Origin of the sequence: Leptothrix ochracea (assembly GCF_041083635.1) — a bacterium.
Lineage (GTDB): Bacteria > Pseudomonadota > Gammaproteobacteria > Burkholderiales > Burkholderiaceae_C > Sphaerotilus > Sphaerotilus ochraceus.
The window spans coordinates 115,188-135,054 of sequence record NZ_JBFPHB010000015.1 but is presented as its reverse complement, the minus strand read 5'-3'; the positions used below and the strand labels follow the sequence as shown (position 1 = coordinate 135,054).

General features: G+C 58.4%; 17 protein-coding genes. 15 read left to right on the top strand and 2 right to left on the bottom strand.

Annotated elements, in window-relative coordinates:
* Positions 1–59: 59 nt before the first annotated feature.
* The 3 genes from ftsH (at position 60) to glmM (ending at position 4,271) form a co-directional block, all read left to right on the top strand.
* Positions 60–1,970 (top strand): ATP-dependent zinc metalloprotease FtsH, encoded by a 1,911-nt coding sequence (ftsH, locus tag AB3X39_RS07250; protein WP_369416686.1) that lies wholly within the window; start codon positions 60–62, stop codon positions 1,968–1,970.
* A gap of 66 nt (positions 1,971–2,036) precedes the next feature.
* Entirely contained in the window at positions 2,037–2,846 is an 810-nt protein-coding gene (gene folP / locus AB3X39_RS07245) for a dihydropteroate synthase (RefSeq protein ID WP_473964892.1), read from the top strand.
* A 90-nt stretch (positions 2,847–2,936) separates the two neighbouring features.
* Positions 2,937–4,271, top strand: a complete 1,335-nt coding sequence (glmM, locus tag AB3X39_RS07240) for a phosphoglucosamine mutase (protein WP_369416684.1) — start codon at positions 2,937–2,939, stop codon at positions 4,269–4,271.
* Here glmM and AB3X39_RS07235 read toward each other — a convergent pair.
* Complete coding sequence (locus AB3X39_RS07235; protein ID WP_369416683.1) at positions 4,232–5,656, bottom strand: diguanylate cyclase domain-containing protein; 1,425 nt, start codon at positions 5,654–5,656, stop codon at positions 4,232–4,234. The two genes, glmM and AB3X39_RS07235, sit on opposite strands and share 40 nt — an antisense overlap.
* Positions 5,657–5,770: 114 nt before the next feature.
* Here AB3X39_RS07235 and pstS point away from each other — a divergent pair, with 114 nt between their 5' ends.
* The 12 genes from pstS to AB3X39_RS07175 all read left to right on the top strand — a co-directional run bounded on the left by pstS (position 5,771) and on the right by AB3X39_RS07175 (position 18,226).
* A complete protein-coding gene (pstS, locus tag AB3X39_RS07230; protein WP_369416682.1) occupies positions 5,771–6,811 on the top strand; it encodes a phosphate ABC transporter substrate-binding protein PstS in 1,041 nt (346 codons plus the stop codon).
* A gap of 74 nt (positions 6,812–6,885) precedes the next feature.
* The gene (gene pstC / locus AB3X39_RS07225; RefSeq protein ID WP_369416719.1) at positions 6,886–7,857 is read left to right on the top strand and encodes a phosphate ABC transporter permease subunit PstC; all 972 of its coding nucleotides are present in this window, start codon (positions 6,886–6,888) and stop codon (positions 7,855–7,857) included.
* Positions 7,857–8,732: a phosphate ABC transporter permease PstA gene (pstA, locus tag AB3X39_RS07220; protein ID WP_369416681.1), complete on the top strand. Its 876-nt coding sequence runs from the start codon at positions 7,857–7,859 to the stop codon at positions 8,730–8,732. Before pstC ends, pstA begins: the two co-directional genes overlap by 1 nt.
* Positions 8,733–8,766: 34 nt before the next feature.
* Positions 8,767–9,555 (top strand): phosphate ABC transporter ATP-binding protein PstB, encoded by a 789-nt coding sequence (pstB, locus tag AB3X39_RS07215; RefSeq protein WP_369416680.1) that lies wholly within the window; start codon positions 8,767–8,769, stop codon positions 9,553–9,555.
* Between the two features lie 22 nt (positions 9,556–9,577).
* Positions 9,578–10,285: a phosphate signaling complex protein PhoU gene (gene phoU / locus AB3X39_RS07210; RefSeq protein ID WP_369416679.1), complete on the top strand. Its 708-nt coding sequence runs from the start codon at positions 9,578–9,580 to the stop codon at positions 10,283–10,285.
* A gap of 21 nt (positions 10,286–10,306) precedes the next feature.
* Positions 10,307–11,014, top strand: a complete 708-nt coding sequence (phoB, locus tag AB3X39_RS07205; protein ID WP_369416678.1) for a phosphate regulon transcriptional regulator PhoB — start codon at positions 10,307–10,309, stop codon at positions 11,012–11,014.
* A gap of 8 nt (positions 11,015–11,022) precedes the next feature.
* Positions 11,023–12,366, top strand: a complete 1,344-nt coding sequence (phoR, locus tag AB3X39_RS07200) for a phosphate regulon sensor histidine kinase PhoR (RefSeq protein WP_369416677.1) — start codon at positions 11,023–11,025, stop codon at positions 12,364–12,366.
* Positions 12,367–12,465: 99 nt separating this feature from the next.
* Complete coding sequence (locus AB3X39_RS07195; RefSeq protein ID WP_369416676.1) at positions 12,466–14,193, top strand: glycosyltransferase family 39 protein; 1,728 nt, start codon at positions 12,466–12,468, stop codon at positions 14,191–14,193.
* Between the two features lie 83 nt (positions 14,194–14,276).
* Positions 14,277–15,209, top strand: coding sequence for a glycosyltransferase (locus AB3X39_RS07190; RefSeq protein WP_369416718.1), 933 nt, complete (start codon positions 14,277–14,279; stop codon positions 15,207–15,209).
* Positions 15,206–16,180 (top strand): formyltransferase, encoded by a 975-nt coding sequence (locus tag AB3X39_RS07185; protein ID WP_369416675.1) that lies wholly within the window; start codon positions 15,206–15,208, stop codon positions 16,178–16,180. Before AB3X39_RS07190 ends, AB3X39_RS07185 begins: the two co-directional genes overlap by 4 nt.
* 10 nt (positions 16,181–16,190) lie before the next feature.
* Entirely contained in the window at positions 16,191–17,234 is a 1,044-nt protein-coding gene (locus AB3X39_RS07180) for a bifunctional UDP-4-keto-pentose/UDP-xylose synthase (protein WP_369416674.1), read from the top strand.
* A 26-nt stretch (positions 17,235–17,260) separates the two neighbouring features.
* Positions 17,261–18,226, top strand: a complete 966-nt coding sequence (locus tag AB3X39_RS07175) for a polysaccharide deacetylase family protein (protein WP_369416673.1) — start codon at positions 17,261–17,263, stop codon at positions 18,224–18,226.
* Here the strand turns inward: AB3X39_RS07175 and AB3X39_RS07170 are convergent.
* A complete protein-coding gene (locus AB3X39_RS07170; RefSeq protein ID WP_369416672.1) occupies positions 18,159–19,823 on the bottom strand; it encodes a hypothetical protein in 1,665 nt (554 codons plus the stop codon). The two genes, AB3X39_RS07175 and AB3X39_RS07170, sit on opposite strands and share 68 nt — an antisense overlap.
* Between the last annotated feature and the right edge of the window lie 44 nt (positions 19,824–19,867).

Here is a 19,867-nt window from a genome sequence, read left to right as displayed (position 1 = left end):
ATTGGGTGCGGTCGGGGTTCCCTGAGCGGGGACGCGTTGAGATTACAAAAGGAGCTGCGGTGAACAATCAATGGTTCTCCAAGGTCGCTGTCTGGCTGGTGATCGCCCTGGTTTTGTTCACTGTCTTTAAACAGTTCGACCGTGTTACGGTGGGTGGTAACCAAATCGGTTACTCCGAGTTTTTGGAAGAGGTTCGTGCCAAGCGCATCCGTGAGGTGGTTCTTCAAGAGAACCCCGGTGGCGCTGAGATCGAGGCCCTGACCACCGACGACAAAAAAATCCGCACCACCGCGACCTATTTGGATCGCGGCTTGGTCGGTGACTTGATCAACAACGGCATTCGTTTTCGCGTCAAGCCGCGCGATGAACCGTCCATGTTGACCAGTTTGCTGATCTCGTGGGGGCCGATGGTGCTTCTGATCGGCGTCTGGGTCTATTTCATGCGCCAGATGCAAGGTGGCGGCAAGGGCGGTGCATTCAGCTTTGGCAAGTCCAAGGCCCGCATGCTCGATGAAGCCAACAATTCGACCACCTTTGCCGATGTCGCTGGTTGCGATGAAGCCAAGGAAGAGGTCAAGGAGCTGGTGGATTTCTTGAAGGATCCGCAGAAGTTCCAGAAGCTCGGCGGGCGTATTCCGCGTGGCGTGTTGCTGGTGGGTCCTCCGGGGACCGGTAAGACCTTGCTGGCCAAGGCCATTGCGGGCGAAGCCAAAGTGCCGTTCTTCTCGATTTCAGGTTCTGATTTCGTCGAAATGTTCGTCGGTGTCGGTGCGGCCCGTGTGCGTGACATGTTCGAGCAAGCCAAGAAGAGCGCGCCTTGCATCATCTTTATCGATGAAATCGACGCGGTCGGTCGTCATCGTGGGGCCGGTGTGGGCGGCGGCAACGATGAGCGCGAACAAACCTTGAACCAGATGCTGGTCGAGATGGATGGTTTTGAAACCAATCTCGGCGTCATCGTGATGGCCGCCACCAACCGGCCTGACATCCTTGATCCCGCGCTGTTGCGTCCGGGCCGTTTCGACCGGCAGGTCTACGTCACGCTGCCCGATGTGCGCGGTCGCGAACAGATTCTTAACGTGCATGCGCGCAAGGTGCCGATTGGTCAAGATGTCCGTGCCGATATCTTGGCTCGGGGCACACCAGGGTTCTCGGGGGCTGATTTGGCCAACTTGGTCAACGAAGCCGCGCTTTTCGCTGCCCGGCGCAATGGCCGGTTGGTGGAAATGCAGGACTTCGAGAAGGCCAAAGACAAGATCATGATGGGGCCGGAGCGCAAGTCGATGGTCATGCCCGAAGAGGAGCGTCGCAACACGGCGTATCACGAATCAGGGCATGCCTTGGTGGCTCGTCTTCTTCCTAAAACGGATCCGGTTCACAAGGTCACCATCATTCCGCGCGGCCGGGCTCTGGGCCTGACCATGCAGTTGCCGGAGGGTGATCGCTACAGCATGGACAAGGATCGGATGCTATCGACGATCTCCGTCTTGTTTGGTGGCCGGATCGCTGAAGAAGTGTTCATGAACCAGATGACCACCGGGGCCAGCAACGATTTCGAACGCGCGACGCATATCGCGCGTGACATGGTGACCCGTTATGGCATGACCGAGGCTTTGGGGCCGATGGTCTACGCTGAAAACGAAGGTGAGGTTTTCCTGGGCCGTTCCGTGACCAAAACCACCAGCATGAGCGAGCAGACCATGCAGAAGGTGGATGCGGAAGTGCGTCGGATCATTGATCTGCAATACGCAGCCGCCCGTCGGTTGATCGAAGATCATCAAGACAAGATGCACATCATGGCGCAGGCTTTGCTTGAGTGGGAAACGATCGATGCTGAGCAGATCGAAGACATCATGAATGGTCGCGCCCCGCGGCCACCGAAGGATGGCAGTCCCTTGACAGTGAAAAACAACCCTGGAAGCACGAATCCGCCCGTGGCTCCGGGTGGTGCTGCGGCCACCCCTGTGTAAGGGTGTGCTTTGAGCGTGATTTGGCAAGCCGGGCGTTTTGCCCTTGATTTGACGAGGCCCCGCATCATGGGGATCGTCAACGCCACGCCCGACTCCTTTTCAGATGGGGGTCGGAGCTTGGCTGAGACGCTCGCTCACTGCGATCGTTTGGTGGCTGAAGGTGCCGATATCCTCGATATCGGTGCCGAATCCAGTCGGCCCGGTGCGCAAGAAATTTCAAGCGCTCAAGAGCTTGATCGTTTGATGCCGGTGCTCGAAGCTGCGCTCAAACTGGGTGTTCCGATTTCTATCGATACGGCCAAGACCGAGGTGATGCGTGTGGCCTTGACCATGGGTGCCGATGTCATCAACGATATCGGCGCGTTGCGCGCTCCGGGCGCCTTGGACGTGGTGGCGGCTCATCCGTCTTGTGGCGTTTGTTTGATGCATATGCGTGGGGAGCCACGTTCCATGCAACAAGCGCCGCTCTATGACGATGTGGTCTTTGATGTGCGCGAGTTTTTGCGCGATCGCACCACTCAGTTGTTGCAGCGAGGGGTAGACGCCTCGCGCATCGTCTTGGATCCAGGCATTGGTTTTGGTAAATCGGTGGCGCACAACTTTGCATTGCTGCCGGGTCAGCAAGCCTTGTTGGCCTTGGGGCGACCGATTTTGGCCGGGTGGTCACGGAAATCTTCCTTGGGTGCCATCACGGGCCGAGCCGTGGCCGAACGTTTGCCTGCTAGTCTGGCCGCAGGCTTGGCTGCGGTGATCTGGGGTGCGCGGGTGTTGCGTGTCCATGACGTCGCTGCCCATGTGGATGCCTTGAAAGTCTGGAAACAAGCTGGATTGCTCGAAAAAGCCCCGTCTGTGTCGCTTTCTGTTGCACCTGTGTGAAGCCGTTGCGAGCCGTTGCTCACAAGAGCTCGACGATTCATCGCCGTCCAAGGGACAATCACCCTCCTTGATCAAGATGAGGGTTGATGCATGAGCAGGCGCTATTTCGGCACGGATGGCATTCGAGGTTTGGTGGGGCGCGAGCCGATCACCCCCGATTTTTTCCTACGGTTGGGCCATGCCGTCGGCCATGTGTTGCGCGCGGAAACCGACCGACCGACGGTTCTTATTGGCAAAGACACCCGTATTTCTGGCTACACCCTGGAGTCAGCCTTGGAGGCTGGGCTCAATTCCGCCGGTGTGGATGTGGTCTTGACGGGGCCTTTGCCGACACCAGGGGTCGCCTATCTGACCCGGGCTTTGCGGCTGAATCTGGGTGTGGTCATCAGCGCTTCGCACAACCCATTTGCCGATAACGGTATCAAGTTTTTCTCCGCACGCGGTGAGAAGTTGCCGGATGCGTGGGAAATCGAGGTCGAGAAAGCTCTGGAGCAGCCCCCACGTTGGACCGACTCACGGGCGCTGGGGCGCGCACGGCGCTTGGATGATGCACCGGGGCGATACATCGAGTTCTGCAAGTCCACCTTCTCGCATGATTTGTCCCTCAAGGGACTGAAAATCGTGGTGGATGCCGCTCATGGTGCGGCGTATCACGTCGCCCCGGATGTGTTTCATGAACTGGGGGCCGATGTGATCCGCATTGGTTGTCAGCCAGATGGGCTGAACATCAACGATGGTGTGGGCGCAACTTCGCCAGACTTGCTGGTGCGCACGGTGAAGGAACATGGGGCCGATTTTGGGATCGCCTTGGACGGGGATGCCGATCGGCTGCAACTGGTGGATCGCCAAGGCCGGCTTTACAACGGTGATGAACTGTTGTTTGTGATGGCCCAAGATCGCCTAGACCGTGGTGAAAGCATTCCCGGGGTGGTGGGGACGCTCATGACCAACATGGGTGTGGAAGTGGCCTTGCAGCAGCGCGGCGTTGGTTTTGTGCGCGCCAAGGTGGGCGATCGTTATGTGCTTGAAGAGCTGACTCGACTCGGTTGGCAGCTGGGTGGCGAAGGCTCCGGGCACTTGCTGGCACTGGATCGTCACACCACCGGTGATGGCATTGTCAGTGCTTTGCAAGTCCTGCAAGCGCAGCAGCGCAGCGGTCGTTCGCTCTCCGAGTTGCTGGCTGATGTGGTGTTGTATCCGCAGACCATGATCAATGTGCGTCTAGCTGCTGGTAGCGATTGGCGGCAGAACACTCGGCTGGCCGCAAAGCAAGAGCGCATGGGCCGTGAGTTGGGTTCCAACGGCCGGATCTTGATTCGTGCCAGCGGCACCGAGCCGCTGCTGCGTGTGATGGTGGAAGCGCGAGACGCTGCCATGGCGAAGCACTACGCTGAGGTGTTGGCTGACGTGGTGCGCGCCGGATAAACCGTGGTGGGCAAGTCGCTGAAAAGTTGGTAGCGATTCTTGCCCGACTCTTTGGCCCGGTACATGGCTTGATCGGCGTGACGCAGCAGGGTATCGGGGTCGGAGTCATCTTGGGGAAAGATGGTGACACCGATGCTGGCTGAGATAGAAACCTCGGTTTGGCCCAATTGAACAGGGCGCGTCACCGCTGACAAGGCCCGCTGGATCACCTCGTGGTAATCGTGCTGCTGCTCCATCTCATTGAGCAGCAGCACAAATTCATCGCCACCAAGGCGGGCGACTGTATCGCCATGTCGCAGGACTTGCTGCAAGTGGGTGGTGACGGCGACCAAGAGTTGGTCGCCTTTTTCATGGCCCATGTGATCGTTGACGGTCTTAAATCCGTCCAGATCAAGGTAGCAAATGGCCAAAGAGCGGCCACTTCGGCGGGATTGTTGGACGGCTTGGTCCAGATGACGCGAGAGCAAGCGGCGGTTGGGGATGCCGGTCAGTGGATCGAAATGAGCGATCCGTTCCAGCTCGGACTGATGTTCTTTCAAACGACTGATGTCGGAAAACACGCCGACATAGCGCAACACTTGGTGCCGATCGTTCAACACGCGTGCAATCGAGATCAGTGCCGGGTAGGTCTCACCGTTCTTGCGTTGATTCCAGACCTCGCCGCGCCACGCCCCGACCGAATTCAAAGCCGCCCACATCTTTTCAAAGGTGCTTCGGTCCTGTCGGTTTGAACCCAGACAGCGTGGATTGCGGTGCAGCACATCGTGACGCTCATAGCCGGTGATGGCGGTGAATGCCGGATTGATGTCGATGATCCGATGCTCAGCGTCGGTCACCATGATGGCCTCCAGACTGGTTTCAAACACGCTGGCAGAGAGTCGAATCTGTTCGTCAGCTTGTTTGAGCGTCGTGATGTCAGAGACCAAGACGCACAGTCCTTGGATCTCGCCATCCACCACGTCCGGCGTGTAGTGCACCAGCACATGCCTGGATTCACGGGTGGACGCGGCGGGGATCACGCGTTCAAAGATTTGAGGCTCTCCAGCCAAGGCGCTCTCAAGGTGTGGCATGTTGCGTTCATACATGACCTCGCCCAAGACTTCGCGAATATGGACGCCTTCGAGAGCAGACGGGTTCACATCCCACCACGTTCGATAAGCGGCATTGCAAAACCGGTTGCGTAGCGATCGATCCCAGTAACCGATGGTTGAAGGAAGTTGATCCAACAAGGCCTGAAGGTCATGTTCTCGGCGGCGTAAGTTGACCAAGGTCTGTGCTTGGTCGGACAAAGCATTCTGGGCCTGGACCAGCGCTGCTTTGAGCCGAGTGTTTTCTTCTTGAAGAGCGATCAGCAGCAAGGGGTCCGCAGGAAGATGCTTGGCCATGGTGGGGGGAGAGAATGTGCCTCAAATTATCCCTGCTTGAGATGTCATCAAAATGTCATATGGCCCACCTACATTGCTCGCTGTTTCAATTTGTAGACAACCTGGATCATTCCCATGACGGCTTTTGTGCGTTCTTCCCTCGCTTTGTTCTCTCTGACTTCATTGACTGTTTGGACGGCTTGTGCACACGCCGAGGACGTCACAGGTGCGGGTGCCACATTCCCCGCTCCGATTTATGCCAAGTGGGCTGACGCGTTCCACAAGGAAACAGGCGCTCGGGTCAATTACCAATCGGTGGGCTCAGGCGCAGGTTTGAAGCAAATCAAAGCCAAGACGGTGGATTTCGGCGCTTCGGACATGCCTTTGAAAGATGAAGATCTGAACAAGGATGGCCTGATTCAGTTCCCGACAGTGATCGGTGGCGTGGTGCCGGTGGTCAACATCAAGGGTATTCAGCCTGGGCAAATCAAGCTGACCGGAACGTTGTTGGCCGACATTTACTTGGGCAAGATCACCAAGTGGAATGACCCAGCGATCATGACCTTGAACCCGGGTTTGGCCTTGCCGGATGCCGCCATTGCCGTGGTGCGTCGTGCCGATGGTTCGGGCACCAGCTTCTTGTTCACCAACTATCTCTCCAAGGTGAGCCCGGAATGGAAGGCCAAGGTGGGTGAAGGTACCGCTGTCGAATGGCCGATGGGCTCGGGTGGTAAGGGCAATGAAGGCGTGGCTGCTTTTGTGCAGCGCCTGCCCAACTCGATCGGCTACGTTGAGTACGCCTACGTCAAACAAAACAAGATGAACTACGTGCAGTTGCGGAATGCTGACGGTCAGTTTGTTGAGCCGGATGATGTCAATTTCAAGGCTGCGGCCGCCACGGCCGATTGGACACGTAGCTTCTATCAAGTCCTGACCAATCAGCCGGGCAAGGCAGCTTGGCCGCTCACAGGCGCCACCTTCGTTTTGATGCACAAATTGGCGGAAAAGCCCGCCAACTCGGCTTCGGTGCTGAAGTTTGTTGATTGGGCTTACAAGCCGACTGGTGACAAGATGGCCACCGAACTGGAATACGTGCCCTTGCCGGACAGCGTCAAGGACTTGGTTCGTAAGCAGTGGGCTTCGGTCAAGGGCGCTGATGGCAAGAGCGTGCGCTGATGAAGGCATCGAGCTCTGGAGAAAGTTGACCGATGGCCGATACACTGCACGCTTTGCGACTTGAGGATTTGCCGATGGATCGTGCGCCATCCCGCACCGGAGCTCTGACCCGCCGGCGGTTTTCACGCTGGCCGGACCGGGTCTTTGCTGTTTTCAGCACAGGCGCAGCGTGGCTCACGTTGGCCATGCTGGCCGCCATCATCATTTCGTTGGTGATCGGGGCCATGCCGGCCATCCGTGAATACGGTTTAGGGTTCTTGATCCGGGCAGAGTGGGATCCGGTCAACGAGCACTTTGGTGGCTTGGTGATGATCATCGGCACCTTGGTGACCTCGGCCATTGCTTTGCTGATTGCTGTGCCGGTGAGTTTTGGCATTGCTCTGTTTTTGACCGAGTTGTCGCCGTCTTGGTTGCGTCGTCCCTTGGGCATCGCCATCGAGTTGCTTGCGGCGGTGCCGTCGATCGTCTACGGCATGTGGGGTCTGTTGGTTTTTGGCCCCTTGCTGGCGCAGTACGTCCAGCAGCCCTTGCAAGCCAGCTTGGGCAAAGTGCCCGGGCTGGGGACGCTCTTTCAAGGACCGCCAGTGGGGTTGGGGTTGCTGGCTGCGGGCATCTTGCTGGCCATCATGATCATTCCGTTCATCGCTTCGGTGATGCGCGATGTTTTCGAAGTCACGCCGGCGATGCTCAAAGAGTCGGCCTACGGTTTGGGTTCGACCACGTGGGAAGTGATTTGGCGGGTGGTTCTGCCTTACACCAAGAGCGGTGTGCTCGGCGGCATCATGCTCGGTTTGGGGCGCGCCTTGGGTGAGACGATGGCCGTGACCTTTGTGATCGGCAACATGAATCAACTCAACTCGATCTCGCTCTTTGAAGCCGCCAACAGCATCACCTCCGCTTTGGCCAACGAATTTGCAGAAGCCAACGAGGGGCTGCATCAAGCCTCGCTGATCTATCTGGGGCTGATCCTGTTCTTTATCACCTTTGTGGTGTTGATCGCTTCCAAGCTGCTGCTGCGTCAACTCAAGAAAGGGGAGGGCCTGTGATGCGTGCTTCATCGCAGAATCCGGCCTTGGCCGCTCGCTTGGCCATGCACCGGCGTCGCAAATGGGTCAATGCGCTGGCGCTGAGCCTATCGGTGGGTGCCATGGTCTTTGGGGTGTTTTGGTTGGTTTGGATCCTGTTGGAAACGTTCCAACTGGGTATTGAAGGGTTGAATCTGGCCGTCTTTACCGAGATGACCCCACCGCCCCAAGCGGAGGTTGGTGGCTTGGCCAATGCCATCTTCGGCTCACTCAGCATCGTGGCCTTGGCCACATTGATTGGCACGCCGATTGGGTTGTTGGCCGGTATTTACTTGGCGGAATATGGTCGCCGCAGTCTCATTGGCCGCCTGACGCGCTTCATCAATGAAATCCTGCTTTCGGCACCATCGATCGTGATTGGCCTGTTTGTCTACACCGTTTGGGTGGCGCGCGCCAAGAGCTTCTCGGGCTTTGCGGGGGTTTTTGCCTTGGCATTGATCGTGATTCCAGTGGTGATTCGCACCACCGAGAACATGCTTAACCTGATTCCAAACGCCTTGCGCGAGGCGGCGTATGCCTTGGGCACGCCGAAGTGGAAGGTGATTTTGTCGATCACGCTCAAATCAGCGCGGGCCGGCGTTTTGACCGGTGTGTTGCTGGCGGTGGCCCGGATCTCGGGTGAAACAGCGCCCTTGCTCTTCACGGCGTTGTCAAATCAGTTTTGGACCACCAATTTGGCCGAGCCGATCGCGACCTTGCCCGTGACCATCTTCAAGTTCGCCATGAGTCCCTACGAAAATTGGCAAAAACTCGCTTGGGCGGGAGTGTTGCTGATCACCATGGGGGTGCTGCTGCTGAACATCTTGGCGCGTACCTTGTTGCGTAATAAACACTGAGTTGGGCAACCAGCTCTGACCACTGCATAAAGACATGACCGTGAGCAACGAATCGGCCCAAAACGGGGATCGGACCAAGATCAAGGTCCGCGATCTGAACTTCTATTACGGCCACTTTCATGCCCTGAAGAACATTCAGCTGGATATTCCCGAGAAGAAAGTGACCGCCTTCATCGGTCCTTCGGGTTGCGGCAAGTCCACCTTGCTGCGCACCTTCAACCGCATGTTCGAGCTGTACCCCGAGCAGCGTGCCGAAGGGCAAATTCTGCTCGACGACCAAGATATTTTGAGCAGTCGTGACGACGTGTCCCTGATTCGGGCTCGGGTCGGCATGGTGTTTCAAAAACCCACACCGTTTCCGATGTCGATCTACGACAACATCGCTTTTGGCGTGCGTTTGTTTGAAAACCTGCCGCGCGTCGAGATGGATGAGCGCGTCGAGTGGGCGCTCAAGAAAGCGGCGCTGTGGAACGAAGTGAAGGACAAGCTCGGCCAAAGTGGGGCCGGTTTGTCGGGCGGGCAGCAACAGCGCCTGTGCATTGCGCGCGGTATTGCGATCAAACCGGAAGTTTTGCTCCTTGATGAGCCCTGCTCAGCGCTGGACCCGATTTCAACCGGCAAGATTGAGGAGCTGATCGACGAGCTCAAGAGCGATTACACCGTGGTGATCGTGACCCACAACATGCAGCAAGCGGCGCGTTCATCCGATTACACCGCCTACATGTACTTGGGGGACTTGATCGAGTTCGGGCCGACGAACGATTTGTTCATGAAGCCGCAGCGCAAAGAAACCGAAGACTACATCACCGGCCGTTTTGGCTGAGCCCCGTCCCTTACCGACCACCATGAGCGATAAACATCTTTCCACCCAGTTCGATAGCGAGCTCAGTGCCATCTCGACCCGCGTGCTTGAAATGGGCGGCTTGGTTGAATCCCAGGTGAATCAAGCGATCCATGCCTTGACCGAGTTCAGTCAGGAAGTAGCTTCCCAAGTCCTTCAAGGTGAGGTGCGCGTCAATCAGTTGGAAATTGAGATTGATCGGGATCTCCAGACCATCATTGCCCGCCGCCAACCCACGGCCCGCGATCTGCGTTTGCTGATCGCCATTTCCAAGACCGTGGGTAACTTGGAGCGAGTCGGCGACGAAGCGGCCCGCATTGCGCACACCGTGCAGCGCCTCATCGATGTTGGCGTGATTGGTCGCATGCGCATGCCCATCACCGATTTGTCCTTCGAAGCGAGTTTGGCCACCGCTTTGTTGCATCGGGCTTTGGATGCCTTTGCCCGTCTCGACACGCAGCAAGCGTTGCAAGTGCTCAAGCAAGATCACGAGATCGATCAGGAGTTTGAGGGACTGATGCGCAAGCTCATCACTTACATGATGGAAGATCCGCGCACCATTTCAGCCAGCATCGACTTGGTGTTTGTGGCCAAGGCGATTGAGCGCATTGGGGATCACGCCAAAAATCTTGCCGAGCAGATCATCTACATCGTCAAAGGCAAGGACGTGCGCCACAACTCACCCGATGCGGTTGAGTCCTTGGTCCGTTGAGGGCATGGCGGAGACCACCGCATGAGTAGTCGCATCCTCGTCGTCGAAGACGAGTACGCCATTGCCGCTTTGATTGCGATCAATCTGCGGCATGCCGGTTTTGAGGTGCTTTTGGCGCGCGATGAGGTGGAGGCCCGAGGGCATCTGGACACGGTCTTGCCGGATCTCATCTTGTTGGATTGGATGTTGCCCGGCCAAAGTGGACTGTCCTTGGCCAAGCGTTGGCGCACCGAAGTGCGTACACGGCATCTACCGATCATCATGCTGACGGCCCGCTCAGAAGAAAGCGACAAGATTGCTGGGCTTGACGCTGGGGCTGATGACTATTTGGTCAAACCCTTCTCGATCAACGAGCTGCTGGCCCGTATTCGTGCTGTGCTGCGCCGCCGTGCACCCGAAACGGCCGAGATGGCCTTGGAAGTGGCTGGCCTGCGCCTTGATCCGGCCTTGGTTCGGGTCACCCGAGGCGGGCAAGAGCTCAAGTTAGGTCCGACCGAATTTCGGTTGTTGCGCTACCTCATGAGCCACCCCGAGCGGGTGCACAGTCGTGCACAGTTGCTTGATCGGGTTTGGGGCGATCAGGTGGACATTGAAGAGCGCACCGTCGATGTCCATATCAAGCGTTTGAGAGAAGCCTTGGCCGTGGCGGACTGTGCCGCGTTGATCGATACCGTGCGGGGCGTGGGCTATCGATTTTTGCGTGTTCTCCCTCCTTCTACGGCCGGGTAACGATGGGCATGACACGCTTGGTACGTGCCGTGCTGCTGATGACGGCCAGTGCGGCTTTGGGGTATCTCTTGGGGTATTGGGCGGGCTATCCGCTCTTGGGCACGTGGTGTGGCGCAGCCTTGGCCGTGGTGGTGCAGGGTGCCCGCGAGCTCCTTGGTGCCGGGCGCCTGATCCATTGGTTGCAGCGCATGCAAGAAGAGGGCTTGGGCGGTGGGGCTGCCACCGCACCACGCGATCGGGGTCTGTGGGGTGAACTTGGCTACCGCGTCGAAAGACTCTTGCGCCAGCATCAATCCGCACTCATCTTGGAAAAAGCCCGGTTGGCTGATTTTCTGAATGCGATCGAGGCCTCGCCCAACGGGGTCATGCTGATCAATGCGGACGACCAAATTGTGTGGTGTAGTCGAGTTTCGGCGCAGCATTTCGGACTCGATCCCGAACGAGATTTGTATCAGCGGGTCACCAATTTGGTGCGCAATCCGGTTTTTGTGGCCACCTTGCAGGCCGCGTCCCCAACGGATGGCGCTGAACCGATGTCTTTGCTCGCACCAGCGGGCGGCGTGATTTCTGTGTTGGTGCGCGCATATGGGGGGCAAGGCCAACGGTTGGTGCTCTCTCAAGACATCACTGAGCGGCAGCGTATGGAGACGATGCGGCGCGATTTTGTCGCCAATGTTTCGCACGAAATCCGCACACCCTTGACCGTCTTGGCCGGTTTTGTCGAAACCATGGCTTCTGTGCCGTTGCCTCATGACGAGCAGCAAAAGGTGTTGGGATTGATGAGTCAACAAGCGCAGCGCATGCAGTCCTTGGTGGCTGATTTGCTGACTTTGGCCCAACTTGAAGGCAGCCCCCGGCCTACGGTCGATCGTTGGGTGCCGCTTGTGCAGCTTTTGCAGCAAGTGGAAGTGGAGGCCCGTGGGCTTTCGGGCGGGCATCATCAATTCGAGTTTCCTGATCTGGCGGATTCGTCGGTGCAGGGCTTGGAGATTGCCGGTCATCCGAGCGAGTTGTTGTCGGCCCTGACGAATTTGGTCAGCAATGCGGTGCGCTATACGCCACCGGCCGGTCGCATCAGCGTGACTTGGCATTTCCAAGCCGATGGACGGGGTGTTTTTGGGGTCAAGGACACCGGGATTGGCATCGGACGTGAGCATCTGCCTCGATTGACCGAGCGTTTTTACCGGGTGGATGGCAGTCGCTCGCGTGAAACCGGGGGCACGGGACTGGGGCTATCCATCGTCAAGCATGTGGCGCAGCGCCATGACGGCGAATTGCAGCTCGACAGCGAATTGGGTAAAGGATCGCAATTCCGGTTGGTCTTGCCAGCCGTCCGGCTGCGGCGGGTTTGAGTTCAGGCGCGATTTGATCGCGTATCATCCGCCGCCTTACCTGTCGTTACCGGTGTTGGCCTACCGCGCTGGTGCGGTGGTGCCTTGCCAAACTGCCCTGTGTCGATTCCGACGGACCTCTGCCGCTCCCATCTCTCCGATGCCCCGATGTTGATCGCCGAGTTTGCTCGACGGTGGCTGGGGTCCGTGTTGGGAGGGCTGCTGGTGATCGGATGGTTGTGGACCTTGGGTTCACGCAGTTTGTTTTCGCCCGATGAGGGGCGTTATGCCGTGCTCGCTTTGGCCATGGCAGAGAGCGGTGACTGGGTCACACCGCGACTCAACGGTCTGCTTTATTTCGAAAAACCGCCGCTGCAATATTGGCTGGGGGCCGTGGCCTTCAAGCTGTTTGGCGTCAGTGCGTTCAGTGCACGCCTTTGGCCAGGGCTCTCTGGTTTACTCACTGTGGCTTTGCTGGGCGGAACGGCTTGGCGCTTGTGGGGGCGTGAGGCTGGCCTGCGGGCCGGGTGGATGGCTGTGGGGACCACGTGGATCGTGGTGAACAGCCATTTCCTATCGTTGGACGCCGGGTTGATGGCGATGCTGACGTGGGTGCTGTGCAGCGTTTTGCTGGCGGAGCAGCCCGGGATCTCACCGCAGCAACAGCGGCGGTGGATGTGTCTGGCGTGGTTCGGACTGGCGTTGGCCGTGCTGAGCAAGGGCTTGATTGGTTTGATCGTGCCTGGGGCCATGCTGGTGTTGGGCAGCGTGCTGCTGCGTGATGCCTCGATCTGGCGTCGTTTGCAATGGGGTTGGGGTGGGCTGATCTTCTTGGGCTTGGTGGTGCCTTGGTTCGTCTTGATGGCACAACGGCACCCTGACTTTGCGCACTTCTTCTTCATCCATGAGCACGTTGAGCGTTACCTGAGCAGCAGCCATCGCCGCGAAGGTGCTTGGTGGTATTTCATCCCGGTGTTGCTGCTCGGATTCATGCCGTGGACCAGCGCCTTGCTGGGGTTGTTGCGTCGGACCGGGCCGCAGCCTAAGGCGACTGCGCGAGCGTTGATATGGCTGCGAGTCTGGGCGCTGTTCATCTTGGTCTTTTTCAGTTGCTCGGGCTCCAAACTGCCGTCTTACATCCTGCCCATGTTTCCAGCGCTGGTCTTGCTGATGGCTGAGCGACTGCAACTGGTTTCTCCCTCAAGCTGGCGCTGGCATGTGCTGCTACCAGGCCTTGGCGGGCTGGTGGTGCTGCTGGCGAGTTTCTGGCTGGAGCGCCATGGTTTGGGCCGCTTGGGTCAAGCGACGGCCTTGTCCGCTGAAACGCTTGCCCATTTGGCGGCGGGTGCGCGTTGGGCGGGTGCCCTCTTGATGGCGGCGGCGATCGGCGCTTGGTGGGCGCTTGGGCGCCAACAACTGACCGTGGCGCTGGCGATGTTGGCACTGGGGCAGTTCTGTGCCGTCTCGGTGCTGCTGGATCGCTACGAAGCCTATGGTCAATTCAAAAGCGCGGCTCGAATGGCTCAAACCCCGGCGGTCCAAGCGGTGCTGCAAGCGGACCCCACCGTGTACGCCGTGCGGCTCTATGACCAATCGCTGCCCTTTTATCTGCGTCGCAACGTGGTGTTGGTCGATTACGTCAGCGAGTTTGAATTTGGTCAGCAGCAAGAGCCGCAGCGTTGGATACCGAGCTTAGAGACCTTCGTTGATCGGTGGCGTGGCACAGATGCCGCTGCGCTGGCTTTCATGGCGCCTTCGACTTTGCAGCTTTTGCAGCAAAGACAGGTGCCGCTGCGGGTCCTTTTTGACGATGGCTTGCGGGTGCTCGTGACCAAACCTGTTCCTTGAGAGAAGGTGAATCCACCATGTCTTCGTTGCCCTACGACCTGTCTTATGCCGTGCCAGAAGCTGACGAATCGCCACGTGCCCTCATGCCGGTACTGAGTGTGGTGATCCCGGTTTACAACGAAGAAGCCAGTCTGGCGAGCTTGTTTGCGCGTCTGTATCCCGCCTTGGACGCGCTGGGCCTGCGCTACGAGGTCATCTTCATCAACGATGGCAGTCGCGATCGTTCGGCGCATATCTTGGCTGAGCAGTTCAAGCAACGTCCGGCCGTGACGCGGGTGATTTTGTTCAATGGCAACTTTGGCCAGCACCGCGCCATCTTGGCCGGGTTTGCCCATGCGCGCGGCGAGCGCATCGTGACTTTGGACGCTGACTTGCAAAACCCGCCGGAAGACATCGCGTTGTTGCTGGCGGCGATGGATCAGGGGCATGACTATGTGGGCTCGATCCGGCGCACGCGCCAAGACTCGGCTTGGCGCCGCTGGGCCAGCCAAGCCATGAATCGTTTGCGGGCCCGCCTGACGCGCATCGAGATGACCGATCAGGGCTGCATGATGCGGGCGTACAGCCGCAACGTGGTCCATCTGATCAATCAGTGCGGTGAGATGAATACCTTCATTCCAGCCTTGGCCTATCAGTTCTCGCGCCAGCCGACCGAAGTGGTGGTGGGGCACGAAGAGCGCCATGCGGGCACATCGAAATATTCGCTCTACAGCCTGATCCGGCTCAACTTCGACTTGGTCACCGGCTTTTCGGTGCTGCCGTTGCAGTTTTTCTCGCTGCTCGGGATGTTGGTTTCCTTGGGGGCCGGTTTGTTGGTCGTGGTGCTGCTTGGCCGCCGGTTGATCATGGGTCCGGAAGAAGGCGGTTTGTTCACTCTTTTTGCGCTGGCCTTTTTCTTGATCGGGCTGGCGCTGTTTGGCATCGGTTTGTTGGGCGAATACGTGGGGCGGATCTACCAAGAAGTGCGTTCTCGGCCCCGCTATGTCATCAGTGCGGTGTTGGAGCAGCAGCCATGAGTCGTCATGCACGCGCCGTGGTGTTTGCCTATCACGACGTGGGGGTGCGTTGCCTCAAGGTCTTGCTGGAAGCAGGGGTGGAGATCGGTCTGGTCGTGACGCATCAAGATGCGCCCCACGAAAACATCTGGTTTGAAAGCGTGGCTGAGACCGCCGCCCTTTATGGCTTGCCGTGCATCACGCCCGAAGATCCCAACACCGAGTCGGTGCTTGAACGCTGCCGGCAGGTGCAGCCAGATCTGATTTTTTCGTTCTATTACCGGCAGATGCTCAAGGAGCCCTTGTTGGTTTTGGCGCGGCTGGGCGCTTACAACATGCACGGCTCGCTCTTGCCGAAGTACCGTGGCCGGGTACCGATCAACTGGGCGGTGTTGCACGGTGAGCACGAAACCGGGGCGACGCTGCATCTCATGCAGCTCAAGCCGGATTGCGGCCCGATCGTCGATCAGATGGCGGTTCCTATCCTGAGGGATGACACCGCGCATCAAGTCTTTACCAAAGTGGTGGTGGCGGCCGAGATGGTGCTGATGCGCGCTTTACCGGCCTTGCTCGACGGGACTGCTGTGCTGACGCCCCAAGACCTGCGCCAAGGGGCGTACTTCGGTGGGCGCCGTCCGGAAGACGGTCGTCTGCCTGTGGATGCGGGCACGCAGGTTTTGCATAACTGGGTGCGTGCGGTGGCTCCGCCGTATCCCGGAGCGTTCTTGGATCTTTGGGACCCCGTGAGCAGTCAGTCCCGGCGCCTCACGGTGTTGCGCACGCATATCCTTGCGCCAGCCGGTGCTGGGCCTCGCCAAGTGACGTTGTCGATGGGCTGTGTCACGGATGCTTCGGGCCTAAGCCTGATCTTGGATGCCACCGATGGTGGGCGGTTGCAAGTTTTGGGGTGCACGCTCGACGGCCATCCTTGGGATGCACCGCAATGGCAGCAACGCTGGGGCGCCCAGCGGTTGAGCGCTTTGGCAGGATAGATAATCACGCATGCTCAAAATTCTGATTCTGGGGGTCAATGGTTTTATCGGACACCATTTGACCCGGCGCATCATCGAAACCACGGACTGGCATGTGTATGGCATGGATATGCAATCAGACCGCGTCACGCCGTGGCTGAATCATCCGCAATTTCATTTCTTCGAAGGTGATCTGACGATCAACAAGGAGTGGATTGAATATCACGTCAACAAATGCGATGTGGTTTTGCCTTTGGTGGCAATCGCCACACCAGCGACGTATGTGCGAGAGCCGTTGAAGGTGTTTGAACTGGATTTCGAAGCCAATTTGCCAGTGGTTCGCCAGTGCGTGAAATACAAAAAAAGATTGGTTTTTCCGAGTACCAGTGAAGTTTATGGCATGTGCGAAGACGAGGCTTTCGATCCAGAAACCTCCGCTTTGGTGTGTGGACCGATCAACAAACCCCGCTGGATTTATGCTTCTGCCAAGCAATTGATGGATCGGGTGATCCATGCTTATGGTCAGCAAGAGGGGTTGAATTACACCTTGTTCCGACCCTTTAATTGGATCGGCCCTGGCCTAGACAGTCTGCATGCGGCCAAGGAAGGCTCAAGCCGTGTCATCACTCAGTTTTTGGGCCACATCGTGCGTGGCGAACCGATTCGCTTGGTGGATGGGGGCGGGCAGCAGCGTTGCTTTACCTACATCGATGACGGCATCGATGCTTTGATGACCATCCTGCACAACCCCGAGAACAAAGCGGCCGCGCAGATCTACAACATTGGTCATCCGGGTAACAACTATTCGGTGCGCGAATTGGCCGAAATGATGCTGGCCTTGGCGGCGCAGCGTCCTGAATATCAAGCGCAGGCGTCGCGAGTCGCGTTGATCGACATTGCCTCCGGCGACTACTACGGCGATGGCTACCAAGACGTCACACGTCGGGTGCCCAAGATCGATAACACCTGCGCTGATCTGGACTGGGTGCCCAAGGTCTCGATGGCTGAGGCCTTGGTGCGAATCTTCGATCACTATCGCGATCAGATCGAGGTTGCCTCGCATTTGAACGACTGAGGCAGAGAGAAGAGGGGAGCGGCGGCATGGCACGGATCGCACTCAAGATCGATGTGGATACGTGGCGTGGCACGCGCGAAGGCATGCCGGCCTTGGCGCAGTGGCTGGAGCGTCGAGGTATCCAGGCCACCTTCTTGTTCAGCCTTGGGCCTGATCACACCGGGCGGGCTTTGCGGCGGGTGTTCAGACCTGGTTTTTTTAGCAAGGTGGCACGTACCTCGGTGGTTGAACACTATGGGTGGCGGACCTTGATGCATGGCACGCTGCTGCCGGGCCCAGACATCGGTCGCCGCGAAGTGGCCTTGCTGCGCAGCGTGGCTCGTGCGGGTTTCGAGACCGGCATCCACACATGGGATCACGTGCGTTGGCAGGATGGCGTAGCGACGGCCCATGAAGCTTGGACGCGCCGTGAAATGGGTGCGGCCGCTCAGCGCTATGCCGAAATCTTTGGTCAATCGGCGCACATCCATGGCGCAGCGGGTTGGCAAATGAACGAAGCAGCGTATCGGCTGGAGACGCACTTTGGGATCACGTTGGCTTCCGATACCCGAGGTTCAGCCCCCTTCATGCCGGTGGATGCCACCGGTCAAGGGATCGGACCGATGCAGTTGCCGACCACCTTGCCCACGTTGGACGAATTGATCGGCCGAGATGGCTGGGATGTCAGCAACGTTGAGCAAGCCCTGCTGAGCCTGACCCAAGAGCAGGACTTCGATCAGGTCTATACCCTGCACGCTGAGTTGGAAGGGCAGAAGTGGCTGCCGATTTTTGTCCGCCTGATTGAAGGATGGCAGGCGCAAGGCCATCGGTTGACCTCGCTCGGTGAGCTTGCTTCGGTCCTTGATCCCAAGACCTTATTGCGTTCCCGGGTGGGTCAAGGTCAGGTGCCGGGGCGCAGTGGTGCGCTTGCAGTGCCTGTTTGCTTCAGCGATTTGTGCGTTGATAAAGAACCAACGATTCCTCGTCATCGGTCGGCCGACGTTCACGACTGATCAAGCGCCAACCTGTTGGCGCAGGTGTCAAGACCTGACGCATCGACAGGTTTTGAAGCTGCCATGGGCACGTTTGGGCCTCGTTGCTGCTGCGAGTCACCACATGCCAGTCAGGCCGAAAGAAGCGTAGCGCTGCCGTTTGACTGCGTGTCAGATCGGCGGCCACGACGCAGCTTTGTGCTGGCAGGTGTTGAGCGACCCGATCGATCAGCATGCGGTAGCTGCGCGCATGGTCCAGCAGTGGCAGCCACAAGGTCATCAGGAGCAGCCAGCTCAGCGCCACACCGGAAGCCGGCAAGACCAAGGATTTCCACAGTGCTTCCTGATGTCGGCCTGTGCGCCAACGGACCAACCAAAGCCACGTTGCTGTGGCCAAGGCGGCCCAAACCAGAGCCCATGGCTCAAAGTGACTCACAAAATCGGGCGCCAATCGAGCCACATTCGCGGCAGGTTGCTTCGGGATGCCGATCTGGATGGCGATGTAGATGACCCAGATGGTCAGGGCACAAAAACTGAAGAAGAAAACTGAAAACCAGTCAATCGCGGCTGAAAAGCTCCGTTGTAGCGTCGGCAAAGCAAAAGCTGCCAAGACTGCCATGCCGGGCAAGGCGAGCATCAAGGCCCGGTCTGAGTTGCCCATACCGAGACTGATGGTCAACATGATCGACACCACGATCAAGGGCAGGGCGATATGGCGGCGATTCAGTTGTAAACGCCAGCGCCACAGGGTCCATGCTGCCAGCGGCCAGACGGGCCACGCAAACCACACGAGCAGTTTTGGAAACAGCATCATGGTGTTGGGTGTCAGTGCAAGTCGCGTGATCCACGCGCCGCACAGCGTGGCGACGCCGGCAGAAGTCAACCCTGCAATGGCGACCCAAGGCAGGAGTTGACGCAAAGGGGGTGCGCTGGATTTCCACGCGATCACCGCACAGCCGAGGGCCAACAGCAATGCCGTGGAGGCTGCGCCACTGGCTGCAAGGATGACGGGTGCGGCAACCACCGTGACCCTCGCCGTGTTGGGCCGATAGGGGCTGATGGCCAAGCTAAAGAGCAGCAGGGCGACCGCAAAAAGCTGCATCAACTCCGGTGTGGTCTCGTGACCCAATTGCAGCAGGCCCAAAGACGCCATCAAGGCCAAGATGGAGCCGTCAGCAATCGCTCGGGCGTAATCGATGGGATGGGCTTCACCGCCAAAGGCGTAAGCCACGGGTTGAGCCGCTTCGGAGCGTGCGAGGTAGTACGTGGCGTACCAGGTGAGTGTCAGTGTTGCCAGCAGCAACAGTGCGAAAGGCAGTCGTGCCGCAAACGCTTCACCCAGCACGGGTCCGAGCCATTGGATCGACAAGGCGCCCAAGCCATACGGCAACACACTGCCGTCGGACGCAAAGCCAACGAGTGCCGGGAAAAGCCATGAGGTTTCACCGCGTACCAGGGCCAGCATGTGTCCCACCGCACTGATTTCTGCGGCTTTCCACGGATCTCGGCCGACAAGGCCGGGAACGATATAAGCCAGACACAAAAGGTACAGCGCCAAGCGGGGGAGTTGACGTGCGGCTCGTTGTCCAACAACGGCGGGATTGGGACGGGTGTTCACGCTTTTGAGGGCACTCAATGAAAAAGGCAGCCACGGAGGCTGCC

Coding starts and splice junctions, on each gene's coding strand:
- glmM (WP_369416684.1), top strand. CDS start 2,937: ATGAGCAGGCGCTATTTCGGCACGGATGGCATTCGAGGTTTGGTGGGG.
- AB3X39_RS07175 (WP_369416673.1), top strand. CDS start 17,261: ATGGCACGGATCGCACTCAAGATCGATGTGGATACGTGGCGTGGCACG.
- AB3X39_RS07190 (WP_369416718.1), top strand. CDS start 14,277: ATGCCGGTACTGAGTGTGGTGATCCCGGTTTACAACGAAGAAGCCAGT.
- pstB (WP_369416680.1), top strand. CDS start 8,767: ATGACCGTGAGCAACGAATCGGCCCAAAACGGGGATCGGACCAAGATC.
- folP (WP_473964892.1), top strand. CDS start 2,037: ATGGGGATCGTCAACGCCACGCCCGACTCCTTTTCAGATGGGGGTCGG.
- phoR (WP_369416677.1), top strand. CDS start 11,023: ATGACACGCTTGGTACGTGCCGTGCTGCTGATGACGGCCAGTGCGGCT.
- phoB (WP_369416678.1), top strand. CDS start 10,307: ATGAGTAGTCGCATCCTCGTCGTCGAAGACGAGTACGCCATTGCCGCT.
- AB3X39_RS07180 (WP_369416674.1), top strand. CDS start 16,191: ATGCTCAAAATTCTGATTCTGGGGGTCAATGGTTTTATCGGACACCAT.
- phoU (WP_369416679.1), top strand. CDS start 9,578: ATGAGCGATAAACATCTTTCCACCCAGTTCGATAGCGAGCTCAGTGCC.
- pstC (WP_369416719.1), top strand. CDS start 6,886: ATGGATCGTGCGCCATCCCGCACCGGAGCTCTGACCCGCCGGCGGTTT.
- pstA (WP_369416681.1), top strand. CDS start 7,857: ATGCGTGCTTCATCGCAGAATCCGGCCTTGGCCGCTCGCTTGGCCATG.
- AB3X39_RS07185 (WP_369416675.1), top strand. CDS start 15,206: ATGAGTCGTCATGCACGCGCCGTGGTGTTTGCCTATCACGACGTGGGG.
- AB3X39_RS07235 (WP_369416683.1), bottom strand. CDS start 5,656: ATGGCCAAGCATCTTCCTGCGGACCCCTTGCTGCTGATCGCTCTTCAA.
- pstS (WP_369416682.1), top strand. CDS start 5,771: ATGACGGCTTTTGTGCGTTCTTCCCTCGCTTTGTTCTCTCTGACTTCA.